This window comes from Pseudomonas sp. IT-P171, from assembly GCF_949767765.1.
Taxonomy (GTDB): domain Bacteria; phylum Pseudomonadota; class Gammaproteobacteria; order Pseudomonadales; family Pseudomonadaceae; genus Aquipseudomonas; species Aquipseudomonas fluorescens_B.
The window spans coordinates 426259-448846 of sequence record NZ_CATKQN010000022.1 but is presented as its reverse complement, the minus strand read 5'-3'; the positions used below and the strand labels follow the sequence as shown (position 1 = coordinate 448846).

Sequence of the window (22588 nt, the reverse complement as noted above, 5' to 3'; positions counted from 1 at the left end):
CGGCGATGCAAACGACTCGGTTTAATGTCGAACCGATTTGATGCCATCGCTGGCAGGCCAGCTCCCACACAACCCCATTCCCACATTTGATCTTCAGCGGCCTTTGAATTGAGTCACGTTGGCGCTGTGCACTTCGGTCTTTGGCAGACCGGCCACCCCCAGGCGCTCCCCGGTCTTGGCATCGAACAGCAGCACTTTCGATGGATCGAATTGCAGGGTCAGGGTCTCGCCCACGGCCGGTGCAACGTCCGGCGCCAGGCGGCAGCAGACTTTGGTGTCGTTGAGATTGACGAAAACCAGTGTGTCGGGACCGGTCGGTTCGGTGACCTGGACTTCGGCGCGAATGGTCGGCAAACCGTTCGGCTCGCTACCCGCCAGCACGATCTGTTCCGGACGCATGCCGAGGATCACTTCGCGGTCTTCGAGCCCTGCGTCCTGCATGCCCAATGGCAATTCGCAACGCGCCTGACCGCTGTCGAGCAGCGCCACCAGACGACCGTCCTTGCGCTGCAAACGCAGGGGGATGAAGTTCATCGGCGGCGAACCGATGAAGCTCGCCACGAACAGGTTGGCCGGGTTGTTGTAGATGTCTTTCGGCGTGCCGAACTGCTGGATGATCCCGTCCTTCATCACCGCCACTTTATCGCCCAGCGTCATCGCTTCGATCTGGTCGTGGGTCACGTAGACCGTGGTGGTTTTCAGGCGCTGGTGCATCAGTTTCATTTCGGTGCGCATCTCGACGCGCAGCTTGGCGTCGAGGTTGGACAGCGGTTCGTCGAACAGGTAAATCTTCGGCCGCCGCGCCAGCGCACGGCCCATCGCCACGCGCTGTTGCTGGCCACCGGAGAGCTGGCCCGGCTTGCGATTGAGCAAGTGTTCGATCTGCAGCAGCTTGGCGACCCGCGCCACTTCCGCTTCGATGTCGGCGGCAGGCATTTTGCGGATTTTCAAGCCGAAGGCGATGTTCTCGCGAACGCTCATGGTCGGGTACAGCGCGTAGGACTGGAACACCATGGCGATGTCACGGTCTTTGGGGCTCATGCCGCTGACGTCCTGATCACCGATCATGATCGCGCCGCCGGTGATGGTTTCAAGGCCGGCGATGCAATTCATCAGGGTCGATTTGCCGCAGCCCGAAGGACCGACCAGGATCAGGAACTCACCGTCCTTGATCGACAGTTCGATGTTCTTGAGGGTGTCCGGCAGGCCTGGGCCATAAGTCTTGTTTACGTTGCGAAGTTCGAGCGTTGCCATGATTACCCCTTGACTGCGCCGGCCGTGAGACCGCGCACGAAATACTTGCCTGCGACCACATAGACCAGCAGGGTCGGCAGCCCGGCGATCATCGCCGCCGCCATATCAACGTTGTATTCCTTGGCCCCGGTACTGGTGTTGACCAAGTTGTTCAGCGCCACCGTGATCGGTTGCGAATCACCGCTGGAGAACACCACGCCGAACAGGAAGTCGTTCCAGATCTGGGTGAACTGCCAGATCAGGCAGACCATGATGATCGGGGTGGACATCGGCAGGATGATCAGCCGGAAGATGGTGAAGAAACCCGCGCCATCCAGCCGTGCGGCCTTCACCAGCGCATCGGGAACGCTGACGTAGTAGTTGCGGAAAAACAGCGTGGTGAACGCCAGCCCGTAGACCACGTGCACGAACACCAGGCCCGTGGTGGTGCTGGCCAGGCCCATTTTGCCGAGCGTGAACGAGGCCGGCAGCAGGACGGTCTGGAACGGCAGGAAGCAACCGAACAGCAGCAGGCCGAAGAACAACTGCGAACCGCGAAAGCGCCACATCGACAGCACATAGCCGTTCAGCGCGCCGATGGCGGTGGAGATCAGCACCGCCGGGACGGTGATCTTGATCGAGTTCCAGAAATACCCGTCGACGGTGCCCCAGGCCTTGACCCAGCCAATGCCGCTGACCACGGTCGGCCAGCTCAGCAGGTTGCCGGTGTTGATGTCTTCCGGTGTCTTGAAACTGGTCAACAGCATGACCACCAGCGGTATCAGGTAAAGCAATACCGCCAGGATCAGCACGCCGTAGATCGCGATGCGACTCAGGCTGATGGAAGGTTTGGCAGCGAAACTAGTCATGACGCTTGGTCCTCAGCTCGGAGTACAGGTAAGGCACGATGATTGCGAGAATCGCACCGAGCATCAGAATCGCACTGGCCGAGCCCATGCCCATCTGGCCGCGACTGAACGTGAAGGAGTACATGAACATCGCAGGCAGGTCGGAGGAGTAACCCGGGCCACCGGCCGTCATCGCCGCCACCAGGTCGAAACTCTTGATCGCGATGTGAGCGAGGATCATCACGGCGCTGAAGAACACCGGACGCAGGCTCGGCAACACCACTTTGAGGTAGATGCGCGGCATGCTCGCACCATCGATCTGGGCGGCACGGATGATCGATTGATCAACCCCACGCAGGCCGGCGAGGAACATCGCCATGATGAAGCCCGAGGCTTGCCATACCGCAGCGATCACCAGGCAATACACCACGCGATCGGGATCGATCAGCCAGTCCAGGCGAAAGCCTTCCCAGCCCCAGTCACGCAACAATTTGTCCAGGCCCATGCCCGGGTTGAGCAGCCATTTCCAGGCCGTGCCGGTGACGATCATCGAGAGCGCCATCGGGTACAGGTAGATGGTGCGAATGAAGCCTTCGCGGCGAATACGCTGGTCAAGAAACACCGCCAGCAGCACACCGATCACCAGGGTGATGCCGATGAACATGCCGCCGAACACCGCGAGGTTCTTGCTCGCCACCCACCAACGGTCGTTGTCGAACAGCCGCTGGTACTGCGCCAGACCCGCCCACTTGTAAGTCGGCAGAAAGGTCGAACTGGTGAACGACAGCACGAACGTCCACAGGATGTAGCCATAAAAGCCCACAAGAACGATGAACATGCTGGGCGCCAGCACCAGTTTGGGGAGCCAGCGCTGCAATGCATCGAACGGCGAGGCCTTGCTGAACACAGCAACAGAACTCATGGGAAAATCCAGTATGTAGAGAAAGGATTACAAGCGCATTCCCTGTGGGAGCCAGCCTGCTGGCGATTGCGCTGTGTCAGTCGCACATTGAGTACCTGACACTCCGCTATCGCGAGCAGGCTCGCGCCTACAGGCCAAGCATTACTTGGCAGCCTTGATGGCCGTGCCCAGTTGCTTGGCGGCCGTGGCCGGATCGGCTTTCGGGTCGTTGATGAAGTTGGTCACGACATCAAAGAACGCACCCTGTACCGCCAGCGTGGTCGCCATGTTGTGCGCCATGCTCGGCTGCAGGCCGCCGGACTTGGCGTCTGCTAGGAAGTCCTTGGCCGCGGTCTGGGCGCAGGCGTCGAAACCGTACTTGCCCATGTCGCTCAGCATGTCGTTTCGAACCGGGATCGAGCCCTTGTTGATGCTGAAGACTTTCTGGAAGTTTTCACCCAGCACGATTTTCGCAATGTCCTGCTGAGCGGCAGCAGTACCTTGGTCTTTCTGCTTGAACACGGCCAGGGAGTCGATGTTGTAGGTGAACGCTTTTTCGGTGCCCGGGAAAGCTACGCACTCGTAGTCCTTGCCGGCGACTTTCTTGGCCGCTGTCCACTCGCTCTTGGCCCAGTCACCCATGATCTGCATGCCGGCCTTGCCGTTGATGACCTTGGCCGCTTCCAGGTTCCAGTCCTGGCCTTTGCCATCGACGTCCATGTAGGTCGCGACTTTCTTCAGCTCGGTCAGCGCCTTGACCATGTCAGGGCCGGTCAGCGCAGCGTTGTCCAGGTCCACCAGGGCTTTCTTGTAGCCGTCGACGCCCATGACCGAAAGCACCACCGCTTCGAACACGGTGCTGTCCTGCCAAGGCTGGCCGCCGTGGGCAAGGGCGATGAAGCCCGCTTTCTTGAGTTTGTCGCCAGCGGCGTAGAACTCTTCAAGGGTGGTCGGGGCTTTTTCGATCCCGGCTTTCTTGAAGACTTCCGGGTTGATCCACAGCCAGTTGACCCGGTGAATGTTCACCGGCACGGCCACGTAGTCACCCTCGTATTTCACGGTATCGGAGACTTTCTTGTCGAGCAGGCTGTCCCACTTCTCGGATTTAGCGGTGTCTTTCAAGACGTCGGTATCGAGCAAGCCGGTGGACGCCCATTCCTGGATGTCCGGACCTTTGATCTGCGCTACGCCCGGCGGGTTACCGGCAACGGCGCGGCTTTTGAGCACGGTCATGGCCGTCGCACCGCCACCACCGGCAACAGCGCCGTCCTTCCAGGTGAAGCCGTCTTTTTCGACTTGGGCCTTGAGCACATCGACCGCAGCCTTTTCGCCGCCGGAGGTCCACCAGTGAACGACTTCTACCGAACCCTTGGAATCGGCGGCAAGTGCACTGAGGGGGAATGCAGAGATTGGAAGCAATGAGGCAAGAGAAATGACAGTAGCGAGGCGAGAAATCGCATTCATCTAGAATTACCTTTCTTGTTGTTATGCATGCAAGTCTGGTGCTTGCGCTGCATAGGATTTTAAACAGGAGTCATCCCCTCGCAGGTAACGAAGGGACGCGTGAATGTCACCGCATGGTTACATAGAACCGCTCTGGGACAACCTCGCCAAGGCACTGGCCATGCTCGGCGCCAGTGGCAGGCGCGGAATCAGCACGGCTTGCCAGGCGTGATAGAGATCGGGTTTACCCGCCCAGATATCCGCACTCGGACGGTTCTGCGGATCGAGTTCATGGTGCCAACTGCCATCGCATCGATCGATGAAATGACGGTCACAAAAGTCCCAGAACAGTCGGTACCAGGTTTCGTAGTGCGCCTCGCCCGTGCGTTTGAGCAACGCGCTGGCGGCGGCGCTGGCTTCGCAATGGGTCCAGTGCAGGCGATGGCGAACCACCGCGCGGTTGTCCCAGTCGAGGGTGTAGACAATCCCCGGCAGACCATCGATTTCCCAGCCGTGACGGCAGTTGTGTTCGAAGAGTTTTTGCGCGTCGGTGGCGAGCCAGCCCGGCGTCAGCATCCCCGCCTGCACCCGCGCCGCTTCGAGGTGCAGCAATAGCCGCGCCCATTCGAAACCGTGGCCTGGCGTGGTGCCGTAAGGACGAAAACCGTCGGCCGGGTTGTCATGGTTGTACTCGCGCAGCGGCTGCCAGTCGTGGTCGAAATGCTCGACCACCAGGTAATCGTTGGCGGCGGCGTGACCATGGATCACGCGCTCGACGATCCGTTGCGCGCGGCACAACCAGCGGTTGTCTTCAGTGACATCGGCCAATGCGAGGAAGGCTTCGGTGGCGTGCATGTTGCTGTTGGCACCACGGTAGCGTTCTGCTTCACTCCAGTCGCGATTGAAGGATTCACGCATCGCGCCCTCCTCCTCGCTCCAGAAATGTGTGTCGATGATGTTGATCGCGTCATCGAGCAAGGCTTGCGCGCCGGGGCGTTGCGCGACTACCGCAGAACTGGCAGCGAGGGCGACGAACGCGTGCAGGTAGGCCGCTTTGCCCGTGTTGCCGTCGCGGTGTTCAGGGGCGGCGAACCAGCCACCGTGTTCGGCATCCTTCAACGGGCCGCTGAGTGCCTGGACGCCGTGATCCACCAGCTCGGAGAAACCCGGCAGGCCCTGGATATGCGCCATGGCAAAGCTGTGGGTCATGCGCGCGGTGTTCATGGTTTCGGCGTGGGCATTGGCCGGGAGGCGGCCTTTTTCATCGAGATTGCCGAAGCCTTCGGGGAGCTTCGAGGCCTTGGCAAACGCCAGCAGGCGCAGGCCTTCGGTAGCGAGCCATTGCTGATGGGCCGGTGCGTTCAGCCAACTGCTGAAGGCGGGTTGGAAGGTGTCCATGGGGTGCCTTTTTTGTTGTTATGACTGCGGGCAGTCTAAACAACGGGCGGGGACGGGCTTGTAACGAAGGGGGCGAGTTATGTCACCGAGTGGTGACATTCACTGCAGCGAGTGATCACCTGTGGCGAGGGAGCTTGCTCCCGCTGGGGTGCGAAGCGCCCCCCAAAAAAATAGGGACTGCTGCGCAGTCCAGCGGGAGCAAGCTCCCTCGCCACAGGGTCGGCGTCAATCGACTGAGCGCGGCAACTGCAAGGTCACCCGCAATCCACCTTCACGCAAATTCTGCAGGCTGACTTCCCCGCCATGGCTATGGGCAATGTTGCGCGCAATCCCCAACCCCAACCCATAACCCTGCTGCTGCCCGGCCAGGCGAAAGTGCGGCTCGAACACCTGCTCCAGACGCTGCTCCGGCACACCCGGACCTTCGTCATCGACATGCAGGACAAATGCGTTCTCGTCGTCATCGATATGCAAGTGCGCGTTCTGTCCGTACTTCAGGGCATTGTCGATCAGGTTGCCGATACAACGCTTGAGCGCCAGCGGCTTGCCCGGATACGCCGCCAGTGCCCGCCCCTGCTGGGTCACGCGACCATTGCCGTTGGGCGCCAGGTACGGCTCCACCAGGCAATCGAGCACATGGTTGAGGTCTACCGGTTCGATGTTTTCGTGGATGTCGGTGTCTTTCACGCATTGCAACGCGCCTTTGACCAGCAGCTCCAGCTCATCCAGATCGCGCCCGAACTTGGCTTGCAGCTTTTCGTCTTCAAGCAATTCAACCCTTAGCCGCAAGCGGGTAATCGGTGTGCGCAAATCATGTGAGATTGCGCTGAACAACTGGCTGCGTTCAGTCAAGTAACGACTGATGCGCTCGCGCATGGCATTGAAAGCGCGGCCCACTTCAACCACTTCACTGCCGCCACCCTCGGGCACCGGTTCGACCTCGGCACCGAGGGACATGTCTCGCGCTGCCCGCGCCAGGCGTTTGAGCGGACGACTTTGCCAATGCACCAGCAAGCCGATGAACAACAGCAAGAAACCGCTCGTGAGGACGATGAACCAGACTTGTTGCGCTGGCAGACCTTGCTCCTCAAGGCTGGTGTACGGCTCGGGCAGCAGCGAAGCGATGTACAGCCATTCTCCCGGCGCCATCTGGATTTGCGTGACCAGCACCGGCGGGTTCACTGGCTCCAGGGTCAGTGCGTAATGCGCCCAGGAACGCGGCAGCTCATCGAGTTTCAGGCCGCTATTGAAGATCCGCAGATCCTCGGGACTGACGAAGGTCACCGAGATATCCGTGTCGTGGCCGAGGGAATCGCGCAACACCTGATCCACTGCCTTGAGCACCGCTTCTTTGCGCGGGGTGACCGGCAGCACATCCATGCCCAAGGGTTTGTCGTTGAGGGTCACGACAAAACGGGTGCCGCCCATGCTGCGTAACTGGTCAAGCACCAGCGGCCTGAAAGCGACCGGCAACGAGCGGAAATAACTGACACTGGCGGTCATCGAATGGGCGAGGCTGCGGGCGCTGGTGACCAGGCCTTCGAGCTGTGTAGCGCGCAGTTGCGAAACCCAGATCACACTCGACAACGCCTGGGCGAACAGCACCGCCAGCAACGTCAGCAACAACATCCGCCCGAGCAGCGAACGTGGCACGGGCACCTTGGCCGCAAGCTTGCGGAAAAACTCAGTGACCATTGCTGGCAACCACATTGGCTGCCAGTTGGTAGCCGCTACCACGCACCGTGCGGATCAGGCGCGGCGGTTTTTCGGTATCGCGCAGACGCTGGCGCAAACGGCTGACCGCCATGTCGACGATCCGGTCCAGCGGCATCAGGTCGCGGCCACGGGTGGCGTTGCCGATGGTGTCGCGGTCGAGGATTTCCTGGGGGTGATCGAGGAACAGTTTCAGCAGGGCGAAATCGGCGCCGGACAGAATCACTTCCTCGCCATCGATGTGGAACAGCCGATGGCTGACCATGTCCAGCCGCCAGTCATCGAACGCCAGTACTTCACTGCCGGAACGCTCCTGACCGAACTGCGCACGACGTAACAAGGCTTTGATGCGCGCCTGCAATTCACGGGGGCTGAAGGGCTTGCCGAGGTAGTCGTCGGCGCCCAGTTCCAGGCCGATGACGCGGTCGGCTTCATCGGAGCTGGCGGTGAGCATGATGATTGGCACCTGCGCCTGCCGCGGGTGCTGGCGGATCCAGCGGCAGAGGCTGAAGCCGTCTTCGTCGGGCAGCATCACGTCGAGGATCACCAGATCGCTCGGCGCCTCGTTCAGCGCCTGGCGGAAACCGGCGCCGTCGGGCGTGGTGCGCACCTGAAAACCCGCGCGGGTCAGGTAGGTGTCCAGCAACTCGCGTATCTCTTGATCGTCATCGACCAACAAAATCGACTTGTTGACTGAGCTCACGGGGCGGCGTCCTTGTTATTGGAATTGGGCGGATTATGCCTGATGAAGATTTGAAAACGAGTAAGCATTTGTGGCGAGGGAGCTTGCTCCCGCTGGAGCGCGAAGCGCTGCCAAACCTGATGATTACAGCCTGACTGACGACGCCTGGTGTCAGGTTTTGCGGCTGCTGCGCACCCCTGCGGGAGCGAGCTCCCTTGCCACACGTTATTTTTTTCAGGCGAGGCTGGATTGTTCCAGCGCCACACCCGCGCCCACCAGCCCGGAATACGGTGCTGTCACCAGCCACACCGGAATCCCCTTGAAGTAATGGCTCATGCAGCCTTTGTCAGCAAAACACCGGGCAAAACCACTTTCAATGAAAAAATCGGCAAACCGTGGAATCACCCCACCAACGATGTAAACACCGCCTCGTGCACCCGTGGTCAGTACGTTGTTGCCGGCCACTCGACCGAGCCAGCAGCAGAACTGCTCCAGCACTTCCAGCGCAATCGGATCACCCGCCAGACCGGCAGCGGTAATCGCTTCCGGCGTTTCGAGCACAGGCGTGTGCCCGTCCACCGCACAAATCGCCCGATAGACGCGCGGCAAGCCGCCGCCGCTCAACGCCGTTTCAGCGCTGACATGCCCAATCTCATTGAAGATGTGCTGCCACAATTGCGTTTCACGCAGGCTGCTCAATGGCAAATCGACGTGCCCCCCCTCGCCCGGTAACGCAGCAAAACGGCCCTCGCCCAGGTCGAGCAAGGTGCCAACGCCCAGGCCCGTGCCGGGACCAATCACCACCGCCGGCCGCAACGGTTCCGGCGTGCCTTCGCACACCACGCGGAATTCGCCCGGTTGCAAACGGGTCATGCCCAGCGCCATCGCCGAGAAGTCATTGACCAGCAGCAGTTGATCGACCTGCAAGGTCTGGCAAAACGCCTTGCGGCTGAGGCGCCAGTGATTGTTGGTGAACTTGAATTCATCACCGCTCACCGGTCCCGCCACCGACAGGCACACCGAACCGATCGAACCCGGCGCCAGACCGAGCCCGCCCAGGTAGATCGCAATCGCCTCTTCCGGGCTGGCGTGATCGGCCGTCGCCAGCACCTGGACCGATTCCAGTTGCTGGTTTTTCCACAACGCGAATCGCGCGTTGGTCCCACCGATGTCACCGACCAAAGCCAGTTTCAATTAAGCGTCTCCAGGGCAGAAGTAAAGGCGCTGGCGCCCTGCTCTGCGGAGCTGAAGGCCATGCGCATGAAACCAAACAGCTCACGACCGCTGCCAATGTTGTTGCCCAGCAGGCCCTTGGCAGGTTCGCGCGCCGCGAATTCGTCGGCGTCCACCTTAAGCTCCAGGGTGCCTTTGACGCCATCGACGCGAATGATATCGCCCTCTTGCACCCGCGCCAAAGCACCGCCCACATGAGCTTCAGGGCTGACGTGTATCGCCGCCGGGATTTTCCCCGACGCACCGGACATGCGCCCGTCGGTGACCAGCGCGACTTTGAAGCCGCGATCCTGCAGCACGCCAAGGAACGGCGTCATCTTGTGCAGTTCCGGCATGCCGTTGGAGCGCGGGCCCTGGAAGCGCATCACCGCGACAAAATCTTTCTCCAGCAAACCGGCCTTGAACGCATCGGCCAGGTCCTGCTGATCCTGGAACACCATTGCCGGTGCTTCGACGATCTGGTTTTCCAGTGCCACCGCCGAGACTTTCATCACACCGCGACCGAGGTTGCCTTCCATCACCCGCAAACCGCCCTCAGGCGAGAACGCTCGAGCGACTGGACGCAGGATGGTTTCGTCGAGGCTTTCGGTCACGCCTTCGCGCCAGACCAACTCACCGTTATCGAGGAACGGTTCCTGGGTGTAGCGGCTCAGGCCATGGCCCAGGACCGTGTTGACGTTTTCGTGGAGCAGACCGGCGTCCAGCAGCTCGCGGATCAGGAACGACATGCCGCCCGCGGCCTGGAAGTGGTTGATGTCGGCTTTGCCGTTCGGGTAGACGTGGCTCAGGGTCGGCACGACTTCGGAGAGGTCGGCCATGTCCTGCCAGGTCAATTGAATACCGGCGGCCATGGCGATGGCCGGCATGTGCAAGGTGTGGTTGGTCGAACCGCCAGTGGCGTTCAGTGCCACGATGGAGTTGACCAGTGAACGCTCATCGACGATTTCGCCGATCGGCATGAAGTTGCCATTCTGCTTGGTCAGGCGCGTCACTTGATGCGCCGCTTCGCGGGTCAGGGCATCGCGCAGTGGCGTGTTCGGGTTGACGAAAGACGAGCCCGGCAAGTGCAGACCCATGACTTCCATCAGCAGCTGGTTGGTATTCGCGGTGCCGTAAAAAGTGCAGGTGCCGGGGCTGTGATAGGAATTCATTTCCGATTCCAGCAGCTCTTCGCGAGTGGCCTTGCCTTCGGCATAGCGCTGGCGCACATCGGCTTTCTGCTTGTTGGAGATGCCCGAGACCATCGGCCCGCCCGGCACGAAGATCATCGGCAGATGACCGAAACGCAGCGCACCCATCATCAGGCCCGGGACGATCTTGTCGCAGATGCCGAGCATCAGCGCGCCGTCGAACATGTTGTGGGAAAGGGCAACAGCGGTGGACAGCGCGATCACTTCACGGCTCGGCAGGCTCAGTTCCATGCCCGGCTCGCCCTGGGTCACGCCATCGCACATGGCCGGGGTGCCACCGGCGAACTGGCCGACAGAGCCAATCTCGCGCAGGGCTTTCTTGATCTGTTCAGGGAAGACTTCGTACGGCTGGTGCGCCGAAAGCATGTCGTTATATGACGAAACAATCGCAATGTTTGCGGAGTTCATCATCCGCAGGCTGTGCTTGTCTTCAGTGCCGCAGCCGGCCACGCCATGGGCGAAGTTGGCGCATTGCAGCTTGCCGCGCATCGGACCGTCGCTGGCTGCACCGCGAATGAGCGCAAGGTAAGCCTCGCGGGTTGCGCGGCTGCGGGCGATAAGCCGTTCGGTGACCTCAAGGACGCGGGGATGCATGTGTAGAACTCCAGGCTAACGGATGTGGCGACCTGATTGTCTATGCTGAGCAAGAGCCGTTGTTGTCGGGATGACAGACGGTTTTCTTGATCGGTCGGACCAGTTGATTCAGGTCACTCGTTGTAGATTGAACAAAATATTGCCATTAAAAAGGCTTGTTTTCTATTTTTATGCGAATAATCTTGTAATTCCAACAACAAAACGACGGCGGCCCTGTTAAATGACTCTTCGAATCGCAATCAATGGTTTTGGCCGAATTGGCCGCAACGTCCTGCGCGCACTGTATACCCAAGGCTATCGCCAGGATCTGCAGATCGTGGCCATCAACGATCTGGGCGACAGCGCAATCAATGCCCATCTGCTCAAGTACGACACCGTTCACGGCACGTTCGATGCCGATGTCCAGCACGATCAGGAAAGCCTGACCGTCAACGGCGACCGTATTGCTGTCAGTGCCATTCGCAACCCGGCCGAGCTGCCCTGGGCCGCTGAAAAGATTGACGTCGTGTTCGAATGCACCGGTTTGTTCACCGACCGGGCCAAAGCCGCTGCGCATATTACGGCCGGCGCACGCAAAGTGATCATCTCGGCCCCGGCCAAAGGCGCCGACGCCACCGTGGTTTATGGGGTTAACCACGACATATTGCGCCAATCCCACCAGATTATTTCCAACGCGTCGTGCACCACCAACTGTCTGGCGCCAGTGGCTCAGGTCCTGCACCGCGAGCTGGGCATTGAAAGCGGCCTGATGACCACGATTCACGCCTACACCAACGATCAGAACCTGACCGACGTCTATCACACCGACCCGTACCGCGCCCGTTCGGCCACTCAGAACATGATTCCGAGCAAGACCGGCGCCGCTGAAGCGGTCGGCCTGGTGCTGCCGGAACTGGCGGGTAAACTGACCGGCATGGCCGTGCGCGTTCCGGTGATCAACGTCTCGCTGGTGGACCTGACCGTGCAACTGAAACGCGAAGCGTCGGCCGATGAAGTGAACGCGCTGCTCAAGGAAGCCAGCCAGCATTCGAAAATTCTGGGCTACAACACCCTGCCGCTGGTCTCCAGCGACTTCAACCACAACCCGCTGTCGTCGATTTTCGACGCCAACCACACCAAGTCCAGCGGCAAGCTGCTCAAGGTACTGGCCTGGTACGACAACGAATGGGGCTTCTCCAACCGCATGCTCGATAACTGCCTGGCGCTGTGCAACGCCGAGTAAGCAAAGCTTACGAGTAGGCGCTGCCGCAGGCTGCGATCTCTTGATCTTTTCGGGATTGCTGAAAATCAAGATCAGAAGATCGCAGCCTGCGGCAGCTCCTACAGGTATTGCGTCGTTCATTACGTCCTGGAGCAGCCCCCATGATCGGAATCAGCTTCACGCAAAAGACCGTGGCGGCGCGCAAGCGTATCGCCCTGGTCGCCCATGACCACTGCAAGGTGTTTTTGCTGGACTGGGCCGAGCGGCACAAAGACAAGCTCGCTCAACATGAGCTGGTCGCCACTGGCACCACAGGGCTGTTGTTGCAACAACGCCTCGACCTGCCGGTGGAGAGCATGATCAGCGGTCCATTGGGCGGCGACCAGCAACTCGGCGCGCGAATCGCCGAACAGCGGGTCGACATGCTGGTGTTCTTCTGGGACCCGTTCGAACCGCAACCCCACGACCCGGACATCAAGGCGTTGCTACGGGTTGCTGCGGTCTGGAACATTCCGGTGGCCTGCAACGAATGCAGCGCCGACTACCTGCTCAGCAGTCCACTGATGGAGCAGGCGCACTCACAACGCATCCCCGATTACGCGACTTATTTGCTGGGCCGAGCTTAAACCTTCACAAATGAATACTTGACCACTCGAGCGGATGATAAGCATTATCATTTGCTCGAAATGGATCAGGTCCCCCCGTGAGTCAATCGCGCTTCAATCACGTCTTCATCGCCCAGCGGGTTTCCTTGCTGCGCACATTGGAGCGGATGGTCAACAATCACAGCACCGCCGAAGACCTGCTGCAGGAAACCTACCTGCGCGTGACCCGAGCGCTCGGCGAGCGATCCATCGATCACCTTGAACCCTTCGTTTTCCAGACCGCCCGCAACCTGGCGCTGGACCATTTGCGTGCGCGGCGCATTCAGTCCCGCACGATGCTCGACGACGTGCCGGCGGACGTGGTGGAAAGTATCGCCGCCCCCGCCAGCAGTGCCGAGGACGCCGCCCATGCCGAACAATTGCTGGAGCGTTTGAACGTGAGCCTCGGTGAACTCAGTGCCCGCCAGCAACAGATCTTCATCCTCAGTCGCCTGCACGGGCACAGTTATCTGGAGATCTCCGAGAAGCTCGGTGTGTCGTTGAGCACCGTGCAAAAGGAGTTGAAGCTGATCATGGCCATCTGCATCGGTGTCGCCGAGCGGTTAAACGGCGACTGAGCACGCCAGGCTTTGCTACCCTTGCCCGTTTTCAGGCTTCACTAAAAAACAGCCGTGCACAGACACCGCCGAGGAAACACCGTGACGGACACCCACCGCTCCCCTCCGCCCTCCCCGGCGCGGGACGCCGCAAGCGCGATGGACCAGGCTTTGGACTGGTTGATCGTCATGGGCAGTCCGAGCGAAGAACAGGCTCGCCAGTTCAACGAATGGCTGGACGCCGCCCCCTTGCATGCCGAGGCGTTCGCCAAGGCCCAGGCAATCTGGGATGGCCCGCAAGTCGTGCACTGTGCGCAAAACCTGGCCACCCTGCCACCTCAGGTGACCGTGCTGTCGCGCCTGCGCCCGCACTGGAAACCGTTGGCCACCGCTGCCGTGCTGATCCTCGGTTTGTTCAGCTTCAGCAGTTTGCCGATGCGCCTTCAGGCCGATCACTTGACCGTGGTCGGTGAACGTCAGCGCCTGCAACTGGAAGACGGCTCGAAGGTCCTGCTCAATACCAATTCGGCGTTCTCCAGCACTATCAATGATCAAAGGCGTGTCGCCCGCTTGTATCAGGGCGAAGCGTTTTTCGACGTGCCGGCCCGTCTCGGCCAGCCATTGGAAATCGATGCCGGCCCGGTGAAGGCCAGCGTGCACGACACGGCGTTCGCCGTGCGTTACCTCGATGGCGTGACCCAGGTTCGCGTGCAGCGCGGCGATGTCGATTTGCGCGCGACTCGCGACGACGCGCGAATCCGCTTGTCCGCCGGCGAAAGCATCCGCATCGGCCCCAACGGTTTCGACCGGCCCGCCAAGCTCGATGCCGCGACGGACCTGGCCTGGGTCCAGGGCCGACTGGTGTTCGAGAATTGCCCGCTGAGCCAGGTGCTGGCGGAGCTGCGGCGCTACTACCCGGGCTGGATCATCAACACCAACGAACAGCTGGCGGACGTCGCCGTAACCGGCAATTACCGTCTCGACCAGCCGCTGGACGTGGTCCGCTCGCTGGCGCACATCACCTCGGCGAGGCTCCAGGAATTCCCGGCGCTAGTGATCCTGAACTAAATGAGAATTATTTTTACTCGATAGTCGGCGCCCGTACGTCTCGTTATAGCCAATGCAATTGATTCGCATCTTCGGATGCCAGTCAGCACCTATAAAGATTCGTGCGACACGGAGCGCTATCGATGTCCTCTCGCCTTACCCGCCACTCCTCTTCACCGTCCCGCGTGCTCTCGCTGTTGACCGCCGCGATCCTCATGGCCGGCAGCGCGCCGCTCATGGCCGCCACCGCCCCCGAGCAGCCGACACGCAACATGGGCGATTACGCGTTCGCCATCCCGCAACAGTCGCTGGTCTCGGCACTCAATGCCTTTACTGCCGTGACGGGCTGGCAGGTCGGCTTGCCGGCGGAGCTGGGGCAAGGCGTGGCATCGCCGGGCGTGCGCGGGTCCCTGTCGCCGGAGAAAGCCCTGGATCGCCTGTTGGTGGGGACCCAACTGAGCTATCGCAAACTGGGCAACAACAACATCGTCCTGGAGAAGCGCCAGAGCAGCGGCGCCCTCAACCTGCAACAGGTGACCATCAGCGCCACTCGCCAGGAACAAAGCGTCGAAAGCGTGCCAGGCACCGTCACTGTTCACACCCGCGAAGAGCTGGACCGCAACAACGTCAACACCATCAAGAATCTGGTGCGCTACGAACCCGGTGTTTCGGTGGGTGGCGCCGGTCAGCGCGGCGGGATCAGTGGCTACAACATCCGTGGCATCGACGGTGACCGGATCCTGACCCAGGTCGATGGCGTCGAAGTGCCGAACGATTTCTTCAACGGCCCCTACGCCAAGACCCAGCGCAACTACGTCGACCCGGAGATCATCAAGCGCGTCGAAATCCTGCGTGGTCCGGCCTCGGTGCTCTATGGCAGCAACGCCATCGGTGGCGCGGTCAGCTATTTCACCCTCGACCCGGACGACATCATCAAGCCCGGCAATGACGTCGGCGCCCGCCTGAAAACCGGCTACAGCTCCGCCGACGACAGCTGGCTGAAGTCTGCCACCGTGGCCGGTCGCGCCGACCAGTTCGATGGCTTGCTGCATTACAGCCAACGCGACGGTCACGAAACCGAATCCTACGGCAGCCACAACGGCATCGGCCTGGCGCGCACCGCCGCCAACCCGGAAGACGTGCGCACCAGCAACGTGCTGGCCAAGATCGGCTGGAACTACAACGAAGATTCGCGTTTGGGCCTGACCTACGAAAAGTACAAGGACGATCGTGACACCGATCAGAAAAGTGCCTACGGCGGTCCTTACTTCCAAGGCGCACCGACCGTTCCGAACAGTACGCTGCCCGGCGGCATGTACCAGTGGCGCACCGGCAATGACACCGTTACCCGCGAGCGTTTCGGCCTGGAACACAGCTTCGCCCTCGACAGCCTGCTGGTGGACAACGTCAAGTGGAGCCTGAACCATCAGGTCGCCAAAACGGACCAGAGCACCGAAGAGTTCTACTTCCCGTTCTCGCGCAAAGTGTTGCGCACCCGGGAAACCCTCTACGAAGAAAAGCAGTGGGTGTTTGACGCACAACTGGACAAGGCTTTCAGCATTGCCGACACCGAGCACCTGCTGACCTACGGCACCACGATCAAGCAACAGAAAGTCACCGGTTCGCGCAGCGGCAACGGCACCTGCTACCAGTCCTTTGGTACCTGCCGCGTCGTCGGTGCCGTCAGCCCACTGGATGTCCTGAAAAAATCCAGCGACTTCCCGGACCCGACCGTCAATACCTACAGCCTGTTTGCCCAGGATCAGATCAGCTGGGACAAATGGACCTTCCTGCCGGGCCTGCGCTACGACTACACCCAGCTCAAGCCGCACATCACCCAGGAATTCATGAACACGGTGGCGGCTACCCCTGGCGGTACTGTCAGTGACGACACCAAGACCTGGCACCGCGTTTCGCCGAAATTCGGTCTGACCTACGCCCTGACCGACCACTACACCTGGTACGGCCAGTACGCCGAAGGCTTCCGCACGCCGACGGCCAAGGCACTGTTCGGGCGCTTCGAGAACACCACCACCGGGTATCGCGTGGAACCGAACCCGAACCTCGAGCCGGAAACCAGCAAAGGCTTCGAGACCGGCCTGCGCGGTCAATTCGAATCCGGCTCCTTTGATGTCGCCGTGTTCTACAACAAGTACCGCGATTTCATCGAAGAGGACGCCATCACCCCCGGTTACAGCGAGCTGACTTTCCAGAGCGCCAACATCAAGCACGCCACCATCAAGGGCGCAGAGGTCAAGGGCCGTCTGAACCTCGACGTATTCGGCGCGCCACAAGGGCTGTATACCCAAGGCTCGGTGGCCTATGCCTACGGTCGCAACAACGACAACGGTGAACCGATCAACAGCGTCAACCCGCTGACCGGTGTGTTCGGCCTCGGTTACGACCAGGACAACTACGGTGGCTTGCTCAGCTGGACGCTGGTGAAAAAGAAGGATCGTGTCGACGACAGCACATTCAAGTCGCCGGACGGCGTCAGCAGCCAGTTCAAATCGCCGGGTTTCGGCGTGCTGGACCTGACCGGTTTCTACAAGGTGACCGACGACGTGACTGTCAGCGCCGGGGTCTACAACCTGACCGACAAGAAGTACTGGCTGTGGGATGACGTGCGCGGTTACGACGGCGTCGGCGAGGCGTCGGTCATCAGCCCGGCCAACCTGGATCGCCTGACTCAGCCGGGTCGCAACTTTGCGCTCAACCTGGTCTGGGACATCTGATCCTGCCCTCTCGCTGCGCGGCATTTTATAGAGCCGCACAGTGAGTTTTTTTTACGCTCAGGCGCCTTCCTGTTCGTCTCGTTACCAGGCGCCTCTTTTCTTCAAGGATTTCTCATGACGACCCAGGACACTGCTCAACGCCCGGCTTTGCGTTCGCAACGTTTGAACCAGATCACCAACGAACCCCACACCAGACTCGATGCGCTGGTCAAAGCCCACGCGCCGTTCGAAACCCAGGCCAGTTTCGCCCGTTTCGTGGTGGCGCAGTATTGGTTCCAGTCGGAACTGGTGGGGCTGTACAACGATGCCGAACTGATCGCCATCGTTCCTGATCTGGCGGCACGCTGCCGTGCCGAAGCGGCCAAGGCTGACCTGGCCGATCTGGAAACCGAAGTGCCGGCGCCCGTCGCGGGCGCAGTGAAGAATCCGGGCAAGGCCGAAGCATTGGGGTGGTTGTTTGTTTCCGAAGGCTCGAAGCTTGGCGCAGCGTTCCTGATCAAACGTGCGGTCGGCCTGGGCCTGAGCGAAACCTTCGGCGCCCGTCACCTCGGCGAACCGGCCGGTGGCCGCGCCGAAGGCTGGAAAAGCTTCGTCAAGACCCTGGATAGCCTGGAGTTCACCGAGCAGGAAGAGGCCGAGCTGGATAAAGGCGCCATCGCTGCGTTCAACCGGTTCACGGTGTTGCTTGAACAGGCTTACGCCACCACCCCCGAACTCGCCTGACTGAATGCACGCCCTTGTGGGGGCTTGCCCGCGAAAGCGATATACCATTCAGCCTCTGTGTTGAATGTTAATCCGCCATCGCGGGCAAGCCCACTCCCACAGAAACTGAGCAACTCGCAAGATTCTCCATCAAGCCTGACACGCGTTCGCCCGAGCCCATGCCTCTACCCGTTCCCAACAAACTCGCCCGCCTCCTCTTCGGTCTACTGGCTTACATCAGTCTGGGTATCGGCCTGGTCGCCATCGTCGTCCCCGGCCTGCCCACCACCGAGTTCATCCTGCTGGCCGCCTGGGCCGCGACCAGGAGTTCGCCGCGCCTGAGCGCCTGGCTGGAAAACCACCGATTGTTCGGTCCGATCCTCTACAACTGGCGCAACGGCAAGATCGTCGCACGTCGCGCCAAGGTCAGCGCCACCCTCAGCATGCTGCTGTGCGCCGCTGTGATGTGGCTCATGCTCGATCACGGCTGGCCGGTTTACCTCGCCATCGCCGGCATGAGCCTGGGCAATCTGTGGATCTGGTCACGCCCGGAATCAATGCCGTCACCCTCCTGACAACACCGCGATTTTCCTCCGTTTTACGCCGCTTTTCGGCACATTTTTCCGCGCAAACGTTAAACCATGACCGTTCGTCGGAGCCACCATCATGCATCCCCGCCCCTCGCCGATTGCAATGAATGGCGCTGAATGGATTTGGCGAACCGGGTCGACCTCGACTCACAGTCAACACCTCATTCATTTGCGAGCTCGTCCTATGTTCGACTCTCTGTCCATCCGCCTGAAAATCGTTCTGCTCTCCGGACTCTGCCTCCTGGGCGTGATCGTCCTGATCGTCAGCATGAACTTCTACGAGACCAACCAGAACGATGAACTGGTCAGCACCTCCAGCAGCAAAATGCTCACCGACAGCGTGCAGGACCTGCTTCAGGCCAAGGCCGCCGAGCAGGCGGTGCGGGTGCAGAAAACGTTCGGCGAAAGCCTGCTGGTAGTGACCGCCCTGGCGGACCAGATCAAGGACATGCGCAACATGGCGGCCAAGCGTTCGCTTGAAGCCGGTGCCCTGCGTGAAGAGTTGAACCAGAGCCTGAAAACCGCGTTCGAGCGCAACAGCAAAGTGCTGGGGATCTGGCTGGCGTTCGAGCCCAATGGCCTGGACGGCAAGGACAGCGAGTTCGCCAATGACGCCGCTCGCCAGTCCAACGAAGCCGGTCGTTTCGCCAGTTACTGGAGCCGCGCCGGCGGTGCCGCGCTCAACACGATCATGGTCGAAGACGACATGACCAAAACCACCTTGAGCCTCAGCGGCACGCCCTACAACAGCTGGTACACCTGCCCTCGCGACAGCAAGCGTACCTGCCTGCTGGACCCGTACGCCGACACCGTTGGCGGCAAGGAAATGCTGATGACCACCATTTCCGTCCCGCTGCTGGTGGACGGCAAATCCATCGGCGTGGTCGGTGTGGACATCGCCCTCGACGCGCTGCAGGCCGCGGCTGTCGATTCCCAGCGTGACCTGTTCAACAACGCCGGACACATGCTGATTGTCTCCGGCAGCGGCGTGCTCGCCGGTTACAGCATCGACGCGAGCAAGGTCGGCAAAAGTATCGGCGACACCCTGGGTGCAGAGGGCAAGGATGTCCTGCAATTGCTCAGCGGTGGCGCACCGAAAATTCTCGAACAAGGTGATTTGATTCGTGCGGTGTACCCGGTCAGCCCGATCAGTGACTCCAGAGCCTGGGGCGTGGTGATCGACCTGCCGAAACAAGTGCTGCTGGCCGATTCGGTGAAGCTGCAAGCGGTCCTCGATGACGCCCAGCAAAGCGGCACGATCAAAGCGGTGCTGGTGGCCGTCGCTGCCGGCCTCGTCGGTCTGTTGCTGATCTGGCTCACCGCATCGGGCGTGACCCGGCCGATCAACAGCGTGGCCGAGATGCTCAAGGCAATTGCCAGTGGCGACGGCGACCTGACGCAGCGTCTGCACTACAGCAAGAAAGATGAACTGGGGGAACTGGTCAGTTGGTTCAACCGTTTCCTCGACAAGTTGCAACCGACCATCGCCCAGATCAAACAGAGCATCACCGACGCCCGTGGCACCGCCGACCAGTCTTCTGAAATCGCCCGCCAGACCAGCGAAGGCATGCAGGTGCAGTTCCGCGAAATCGACCAGGTGGCCACGGCCTCCAACGAAATGAGCGCCACCGCCCACGATGTCGCCAACAGCGCATCGAGCGCGGCAAACGCGGCCAAAGGTGCGGATCAATCGGCCCGCGATGGCATGTCGATCATCGAACGCAGCACTCGCGACATCAATCAACTGGCCGACGAAGTCAGCAAGGCGGTCACCGAAGTCGAAGCCTTGGCGGTCAACAGCGAGCAGATCGGTTCGGTGCTCGAAGTCATCCGCAGCATCGCCGAACAGACCAACTTGCTGGCGCTGAACGCCGCCATCGAAGCGGCCCGTGCCGGGGAAAGCGGTCGCGGCTTTGCGGTGGTGGCCGACGAAGTGCGCAACCTCGCCAAACGCACCCAGGATTCGGTGGAAGAAATCCGCCTCGTCATCGAACGCATCCAATCGGGCACCCGCGGCGTGGTCGCCACCATGCATTCGAGCCAGACCCAGGCCCACAGCAACGCCGGGCAGATCCAGCAAGCCGTGCAAGCTTTGAGCAAAATCAGCGACGCGGTCACCGTGATCAGCGACATGAACCTGCAAATCGCCAGCGCCGCCGAACAGCAAAGCGCCGTGGCCGAAGAGGTCAACCGCAACGTCTCGGCGATCCGCACCGTCACTGAAACCCTCACCGGCCAGGCCACCGAATCGGCGCAGATCAGCAGCCAGCTCAACGCCCTGACCAACCACCAGATGAAATTGATGGATCAGTTCCGGGTGTAGAGAACCCGCACACAATACGGTGGGAGCAGGCAAGCCAGCTCCCACGGGTTCAGGTGTTCGGTCGACACTTGGGGATTTCATCCGGCCGGGCATTTTTTTGATCTATGATCGGGCTCTCGTTCCGGAGGGCCTTCGATGACTGGTTTACTCACGTCCATTCAAGCCGCACTCGGCTTGCCCCGCACCCCGATTCCGTTCACCTCGAGTGGCGCCCTGCCCTCGGCGTTCGCCGTCACCGACCTCGCCTGCGCCAGCATCGCCGCCGCCGGCCAGGCTGCCAGCGCATTACTGCAGCAGCAGACCGGTCGCTTGCCCAACCTTGAAGTCGACCGGCGCCTGGCCTCCTTCTGGTTCGCAACGTCGATCCGCCCCGTCGGCTGGAGCGTTCCACCACTCTGGGACCCGGTTGCTGGCGACTATGCGACCAAGGATGGCTGGATCCGCCTGCACACCAACGCACCTCATCATCGCGCCGCCGCCGAAAGCGTGCTCGGCGCGTGTGCCGACCGCGCAGACGTGGCGAGCAAGGTTGCGCAATGGTCGAAAACCGATCTGGAACAGGCCGTGGTCGACGCCGGTGGCTGCGCCGCTGAAATGCGTACCTGGGCGCAATGGCAAGCGCACCCCCAGGGCTTGGCCGTAAACGCCGAGCCGTTGATTCAGTTCAGCGCCAGTAACCCGCAACCACCGAAATCCTGGAAAGGCTCGGTGGCGCAACCGCTGGCCGGGATCAAAGTGCTGGACCTTACGCGCGTGCTCGCGGGGCCCATTGCCAGTCGTTTTCTCGCGGGCCTCGGCGCCGATGTCTTGCGCATCGACCCGCCGACCTGGAACGAACCGGGCGTGGTGCCGGAAGTCACGCTGGGCAAGCGCTGCGCAAGGCTGGACCTGCACAACCCTGACGATCGAGCCGTGTTCGACAGCCTGCTCAAGGACGCCGACATTTTGCTCCACGGCTACCGCGCCGACGCACTGGAAAGGTTGGGTTACGGTGTCGCCGAGCGGCAAAAACTGGCGCCCGGCCTGGTTGATGTGTGCCTCAACGCCTATGGCTGGAGCGGTCCGTGGCAGAACCGTCGCGGATTCGACAGCCTGGTGCAGATGAGCAGCGGGATCGCCGAGGCGGGGATGCGGTGGAAGAACGCGGACAAGCCGATGCCCTTGCCGGTACAGGCGCTGGATCATGCGACCGGGTACTTGATGGCGGCGGCGGCGATTACTTTATTGGGACGTGCTGGGTCAGCCAGATTGTCGTTGGCGCGCACGGCGAAGTTGTTGATTGAAAACGGTGCAGGAACGGATGAAACGCTGCGTGCTGAGGACGACAAGGATCAAGGCCTGTTGGTTGAGCAAACGCCCTGGGGGCCAGCACATCGGCTGCATGTGCCGCTAAAAATCACCGGAACGCCGTTGCAGTGGGCGCTTCCAGCAGCTGAACTGGGTTCCCATCGCGCGCAGTGGTGGTGACCGCTCTGGCCCCATCGCCAGCAGGCTGGCTCCCACAGTGAATCTGCATCATTCACAAAACCTGTGGGAGCCAGCCAAGCCAAATCA

Annotated in this window: 18 protein-coding genes and 1 pseudogene; 10 read left to right on the top strand and 9 right to left on the bottom strand. The window is 61.0% G+C overall.

Translation table 11 applies throughout. The features are described 5' to 3' along the window. Positions 1-93: 93 nt before the first annotated feature. From ACM6I5_RS17010 to edd, 9 genes are all read right to left on the bottom strand, one after another. Positions 94-1254: an ABC transporter ATP-binding protein gene (locus tag ACM6I5_RS17010; RefSeq protein WP_017340431.1), complete on the bottom strand. Its 1161-nt coding sequence runs from the start codon at positions 1252-1254 to the stop codon at positions 94-96. A 2-nt stretch (positions 1255-1256) separates the two neighbouring features. Continuing rightward, positions 1257-2102 (bottom strand): carbohydrate ABC transporter permease, encoded by an 846-nt coding sequence (locus ACM6I5_RS17005; RefSeq protein ID WP_017340432.1) that lies wholly within the window; start codon positions 2100-2102, stop codon positions 1257-1259. Next, positions 2095-3003 carry a carbohydrate ABC transporter permease gene (locus ACM6I5_RS17000; RefSeq protein WP_017340433.1) on the bottom strand — a complete coding sequence of 303 codons (909 nt, stop codon included), beginning with the start codon at positions 3001-3003 and terminating at the stop codon, positions 2095-2097. The genes ACM6I5_RS17005 and ACM6I5_RS17000 overlap by 8 nt, the downstream gene beginning before the upstream one ends. Positions 3004-3144: 141 nt before the next feature. Continuing rightward, positions 3145-4446 (bottom strand): ABC transporter substrate-binding protein, encoded by a 1302-nt coding sequence (locus ACM6I5_RS16995; RefSeq protein ID WP_017340434.1) that lies wholly within the window; start codon positions 4444-4446, stop codon positions 3145-3147. A 117-nt stretch (positions 4447-4563) separates the two neighbouring features. Beyond that, positions 4564-5823 carry an AGE family epimerase/isomerase gene (locus ACM6I5_RS16990; RefSeq protein ID WP_414884251.1) on the bottom strand — a complete coding sequence of 420 codons (1260 nt, stop codon included), beginning with the start codon at positions 5821-5823 and terminating at the stop codon, positions 4564-4566. 225 nt (positions 5824-6048) lie between these two features. Beyond that, positions 6049-7518 (bottom strand): ATP-binding protein, encoded by a 1470-nt coding sequence (locus ACM6I5_RS16985; protein WP_017340436.1) that lies wholly within the window; start codon positions 7516-7518, stop codon positions 6049-6051. After that, a complete protein-coding gene (locus tag ACM6I5_RS16980; protein ID WP_007903365.1) occupies positions 7508-8239 on the bottom strand; it encodes a response regulator in 732 nt (243 codons plus the stop codon). Before ACM6I5_RS16980 ends, ACM6I5_RS16985 begins: the two co-directional genes overlap by 11 nt. Positions 8240-8452: 213 nt before the next feature. After that, complete coding sequence (locus ACM6I5_RS16975) at positions 8453-9412, bottom strand: glucokinase (protein WP_017340437.1); 960 nt, start codon at positions 9410-9412, stop codon at positions 8453-8455. Further along, positions 9409-11235: a phosphogluconate dehydratase gene (edd, locus tag ACM6I5_RS16970; RefSeq protein WP_017340438.1), complete on the bottom strand. Its 1827-nt coding sequence runs from the start codon at positions 11233-11235 to the stop codon at positions 9409-9411. Before edd ends, ACM6I5_RS16975 begins: the two co-directional genes overlap by 4 nt. Before the next feature lie 220 nt (positions 11236-11455). On the opposite strand from edd, the gene gap reads away from it, so the two are divergent. The 10 genes and pseudogenes from gap (at position 11456) to ACM6I5_RS16920 (ending at position 22501) form a co-directional block, all read left to right on the top strand. Next, on the top strand, positions 11456-12457 hold the full coding sequence (gene gap, locus ACM6I5_RS16965) for a type I glyceraldehyde-3-phosphate dehydrogenase (protein ID WP_017340439.1): 1002 nt from the start codon (positions 11456-11458) through the stop codon (positions 12455-12457). A gap of 140 nt (positions 12458-12597) precedes the next feature. Beyond that, positions 12598-13062 carry a methylglyoxal synthase gene (locus tag ACM6I5_RS16960; RefSeq protein WP_017340440.1) on the top strand — a complete coding sequence of 155 codons (465 nt, stop codon included), beginning with the start codon at positions 12598-12600 and terminating at the stop codon, positions 13060-13062. A gap of 77 nt (positions 13063-13139) precedes the next feature. Beyond that, positions 13140-13658 carry an RNA polymerase sigma factor gene (locus ACM6I5_RS16955; protein ID WP_414877885.1) on the top strand — a complete coding sequence of 173 codons (519 nt, stop codon included), beginning with the start codon at positions 13140-13142 and terminating at the stop codon, positions 13656-13658. 81 nt (positions 13659-13739) lie between these two features. After that, entirely contained in the window at positions 13740-14705 is a 966-nt protein-coding gene (locus tag ACM6I5_RS16950; RefSeq protein WP_414884250.1) for a FecR family protein, read from the top strand. A 122-nt stretch (positions 14706-14827) separates the two neighbouring features. Next, positions 14828-17419 (top strand): TonB-dependent receptor, encoded by a 2592-nt coding sequence (locus ACM6I5_RS16945; protein ID WP_414884249.1) that lies wholly within the window; start codon positions 14828-14830, stop codon positions 17417-17419. A 114-nt stretch (positions 17420-17533) separates the two neighbouring features. Then, positions 17534-18142: a biliverdin-producing heme oxygenase gene (locus tag ACM6I5_RS16940; protein WP_414884248.1), complete on the top strand. Its 609-nt coding sequence runs from the start codon at positions 17534-17536 to the stop codon at positions 18140-18142. A gap of 158 nt (positions 18143-18300) precedes the next feature. Next, entirely contained in the window at positions 18301-18696 is a 396-nt protein-coding gene (locus ACM6I5_RS16935; protein WP_414877881.1) for a YbaN family protein, read from the top strand. 91 nt (positions 18697-18787) lie between these two features. Further along, positions 18788-20128, top strand: a pseudogene (locus ACM6I5_RS16930) (chemotaxis protein); the annotation flags it as partial. A 150-nt stretch (positions 20129-20278) separates the two neighbouring features. Beyond that, positions 20279-21034, top strand: coding sequence for a methyl-accepting chemotaxis protein (locus ACM6I5_RS16925; RefSeq protein ID WP_375379892.1), 756 nt, complete (start codon positions 20279-20281; stop codon positions 21032-21034). A 135-nt stretch (positions 21035-21169) separates the two neighbouring features. After that, a complete protein-coding gene (locus tag ACM6I5_RS16920) occupies positions 21170-22501 on the top strand; it encodes a CoA transferase (protein ID WP_414884247.1) in 1332 nt (443 codons plus the stop codon). The last annotated feature ends 87 nt before the right edge of the window (positions 22502-22588 follow it).

Bases quoted from the DNA above. Each gene is read 5' to 3' on its own strand.
- ACM6I5_RS17010 (WP_017340431.1), bottom strand. From the start codon at position 1,254: ATGGCAACGCTCGAACTTCGCAACGTAAACAAGACTTATGGCCCAGGC.
- ACM6I5_RS17005 (WP_017340432.1), bottom strand. From the start codon at position 2,102: ATGACTAGTTTCGCTGCCAAACCTTCCATCAGCCTGAGTCGCATCGCG.
- ACM6I5_RS17000 (WP_017340433.1), bottom strand. From the start codon at position 3,003: ATGAGTTCTGTTGCTGTGTTCAGCAAGGCCTCGCCGTTCGATGCATTG.
- ACM6I5_RS16995 (WP_017340434.1), bottom strand. From the start codon at position 4,446: ATGAATGCGATTTCTCGCCTCGCTACTGTCATTTCTCTTGCCTCATTG.
- ACM6I5_RS16990 (WP_414884251.1), bottom strand. From the start codon at position 5,823: ATGGACACCTTCCAACCCGCCTTCAGCAGTTGGCTGAACGCACCGGCC.
- ACM6I5_RS16985 (WP_017340436.1), bottom strand. From the start codon at position 7,518: ATGGTCACTGAGTTTTTCCGCAAGCTTGCGGCCAAGGTGCCCGTGCCA.
- edd (WP_017340438.1), bottom strand. From the start codon at position 11,235: ATGCATCCCCGCGTCCTTGAGGTCACCGAACGGCTTATCGCCCGCAGC.
- gap (WP_017340439.1), top strand. From the start codon at position 11,456: ATGACTCTTCGAATCGCAATCAATGGTTTTGGCCGAATTGGCCGCAAC.
- ACM6I5_RS16960 (WP_017340440.1), top strand. From the start codon at position 12,598: ATGATCGGAATCAGCTTCACGCAAAAGACCGTGGCGGCGCGCAAGCGT.
- ACM6I5_RS16945 (WP_414884249.1), top strand. From the start codon at position 14,828: ATGTCCTCTCGCCTTACCCGCCACTCCTCTTCACCGTCCCGCGTGCTC.
- ACM6I5_RS16940 (WP_414884248.1), top strand. From the start codon at position 17,534: ATGACGACCCAGGACACTGCTCAACGCCCGGCTTTGCGTTCGCAACGT.
- ACM6I5_RS16935 (WP_414877881.1), top strand. From the start codon at position 18,301: ATGCCTCTACCCGTTCCCAACAAACTCGCCCGCCTCCTCTTCGGTCTA.
- ACM6I5_RS16925 (WP_375379892.1), top strand. From the start codon at position 20,279: ATGCAGGTGCAGTTCCGCGAAATCGACCAGGTGGCCACGGCCTCCAAC.
- ACM6I5_RS16920 (WP_414884247.1), top strand. From the start codon at position 21,170: ATGACTGGTTTACTCACGTCCATTCAAGCCGCACTCGGCTTGCCCCGC.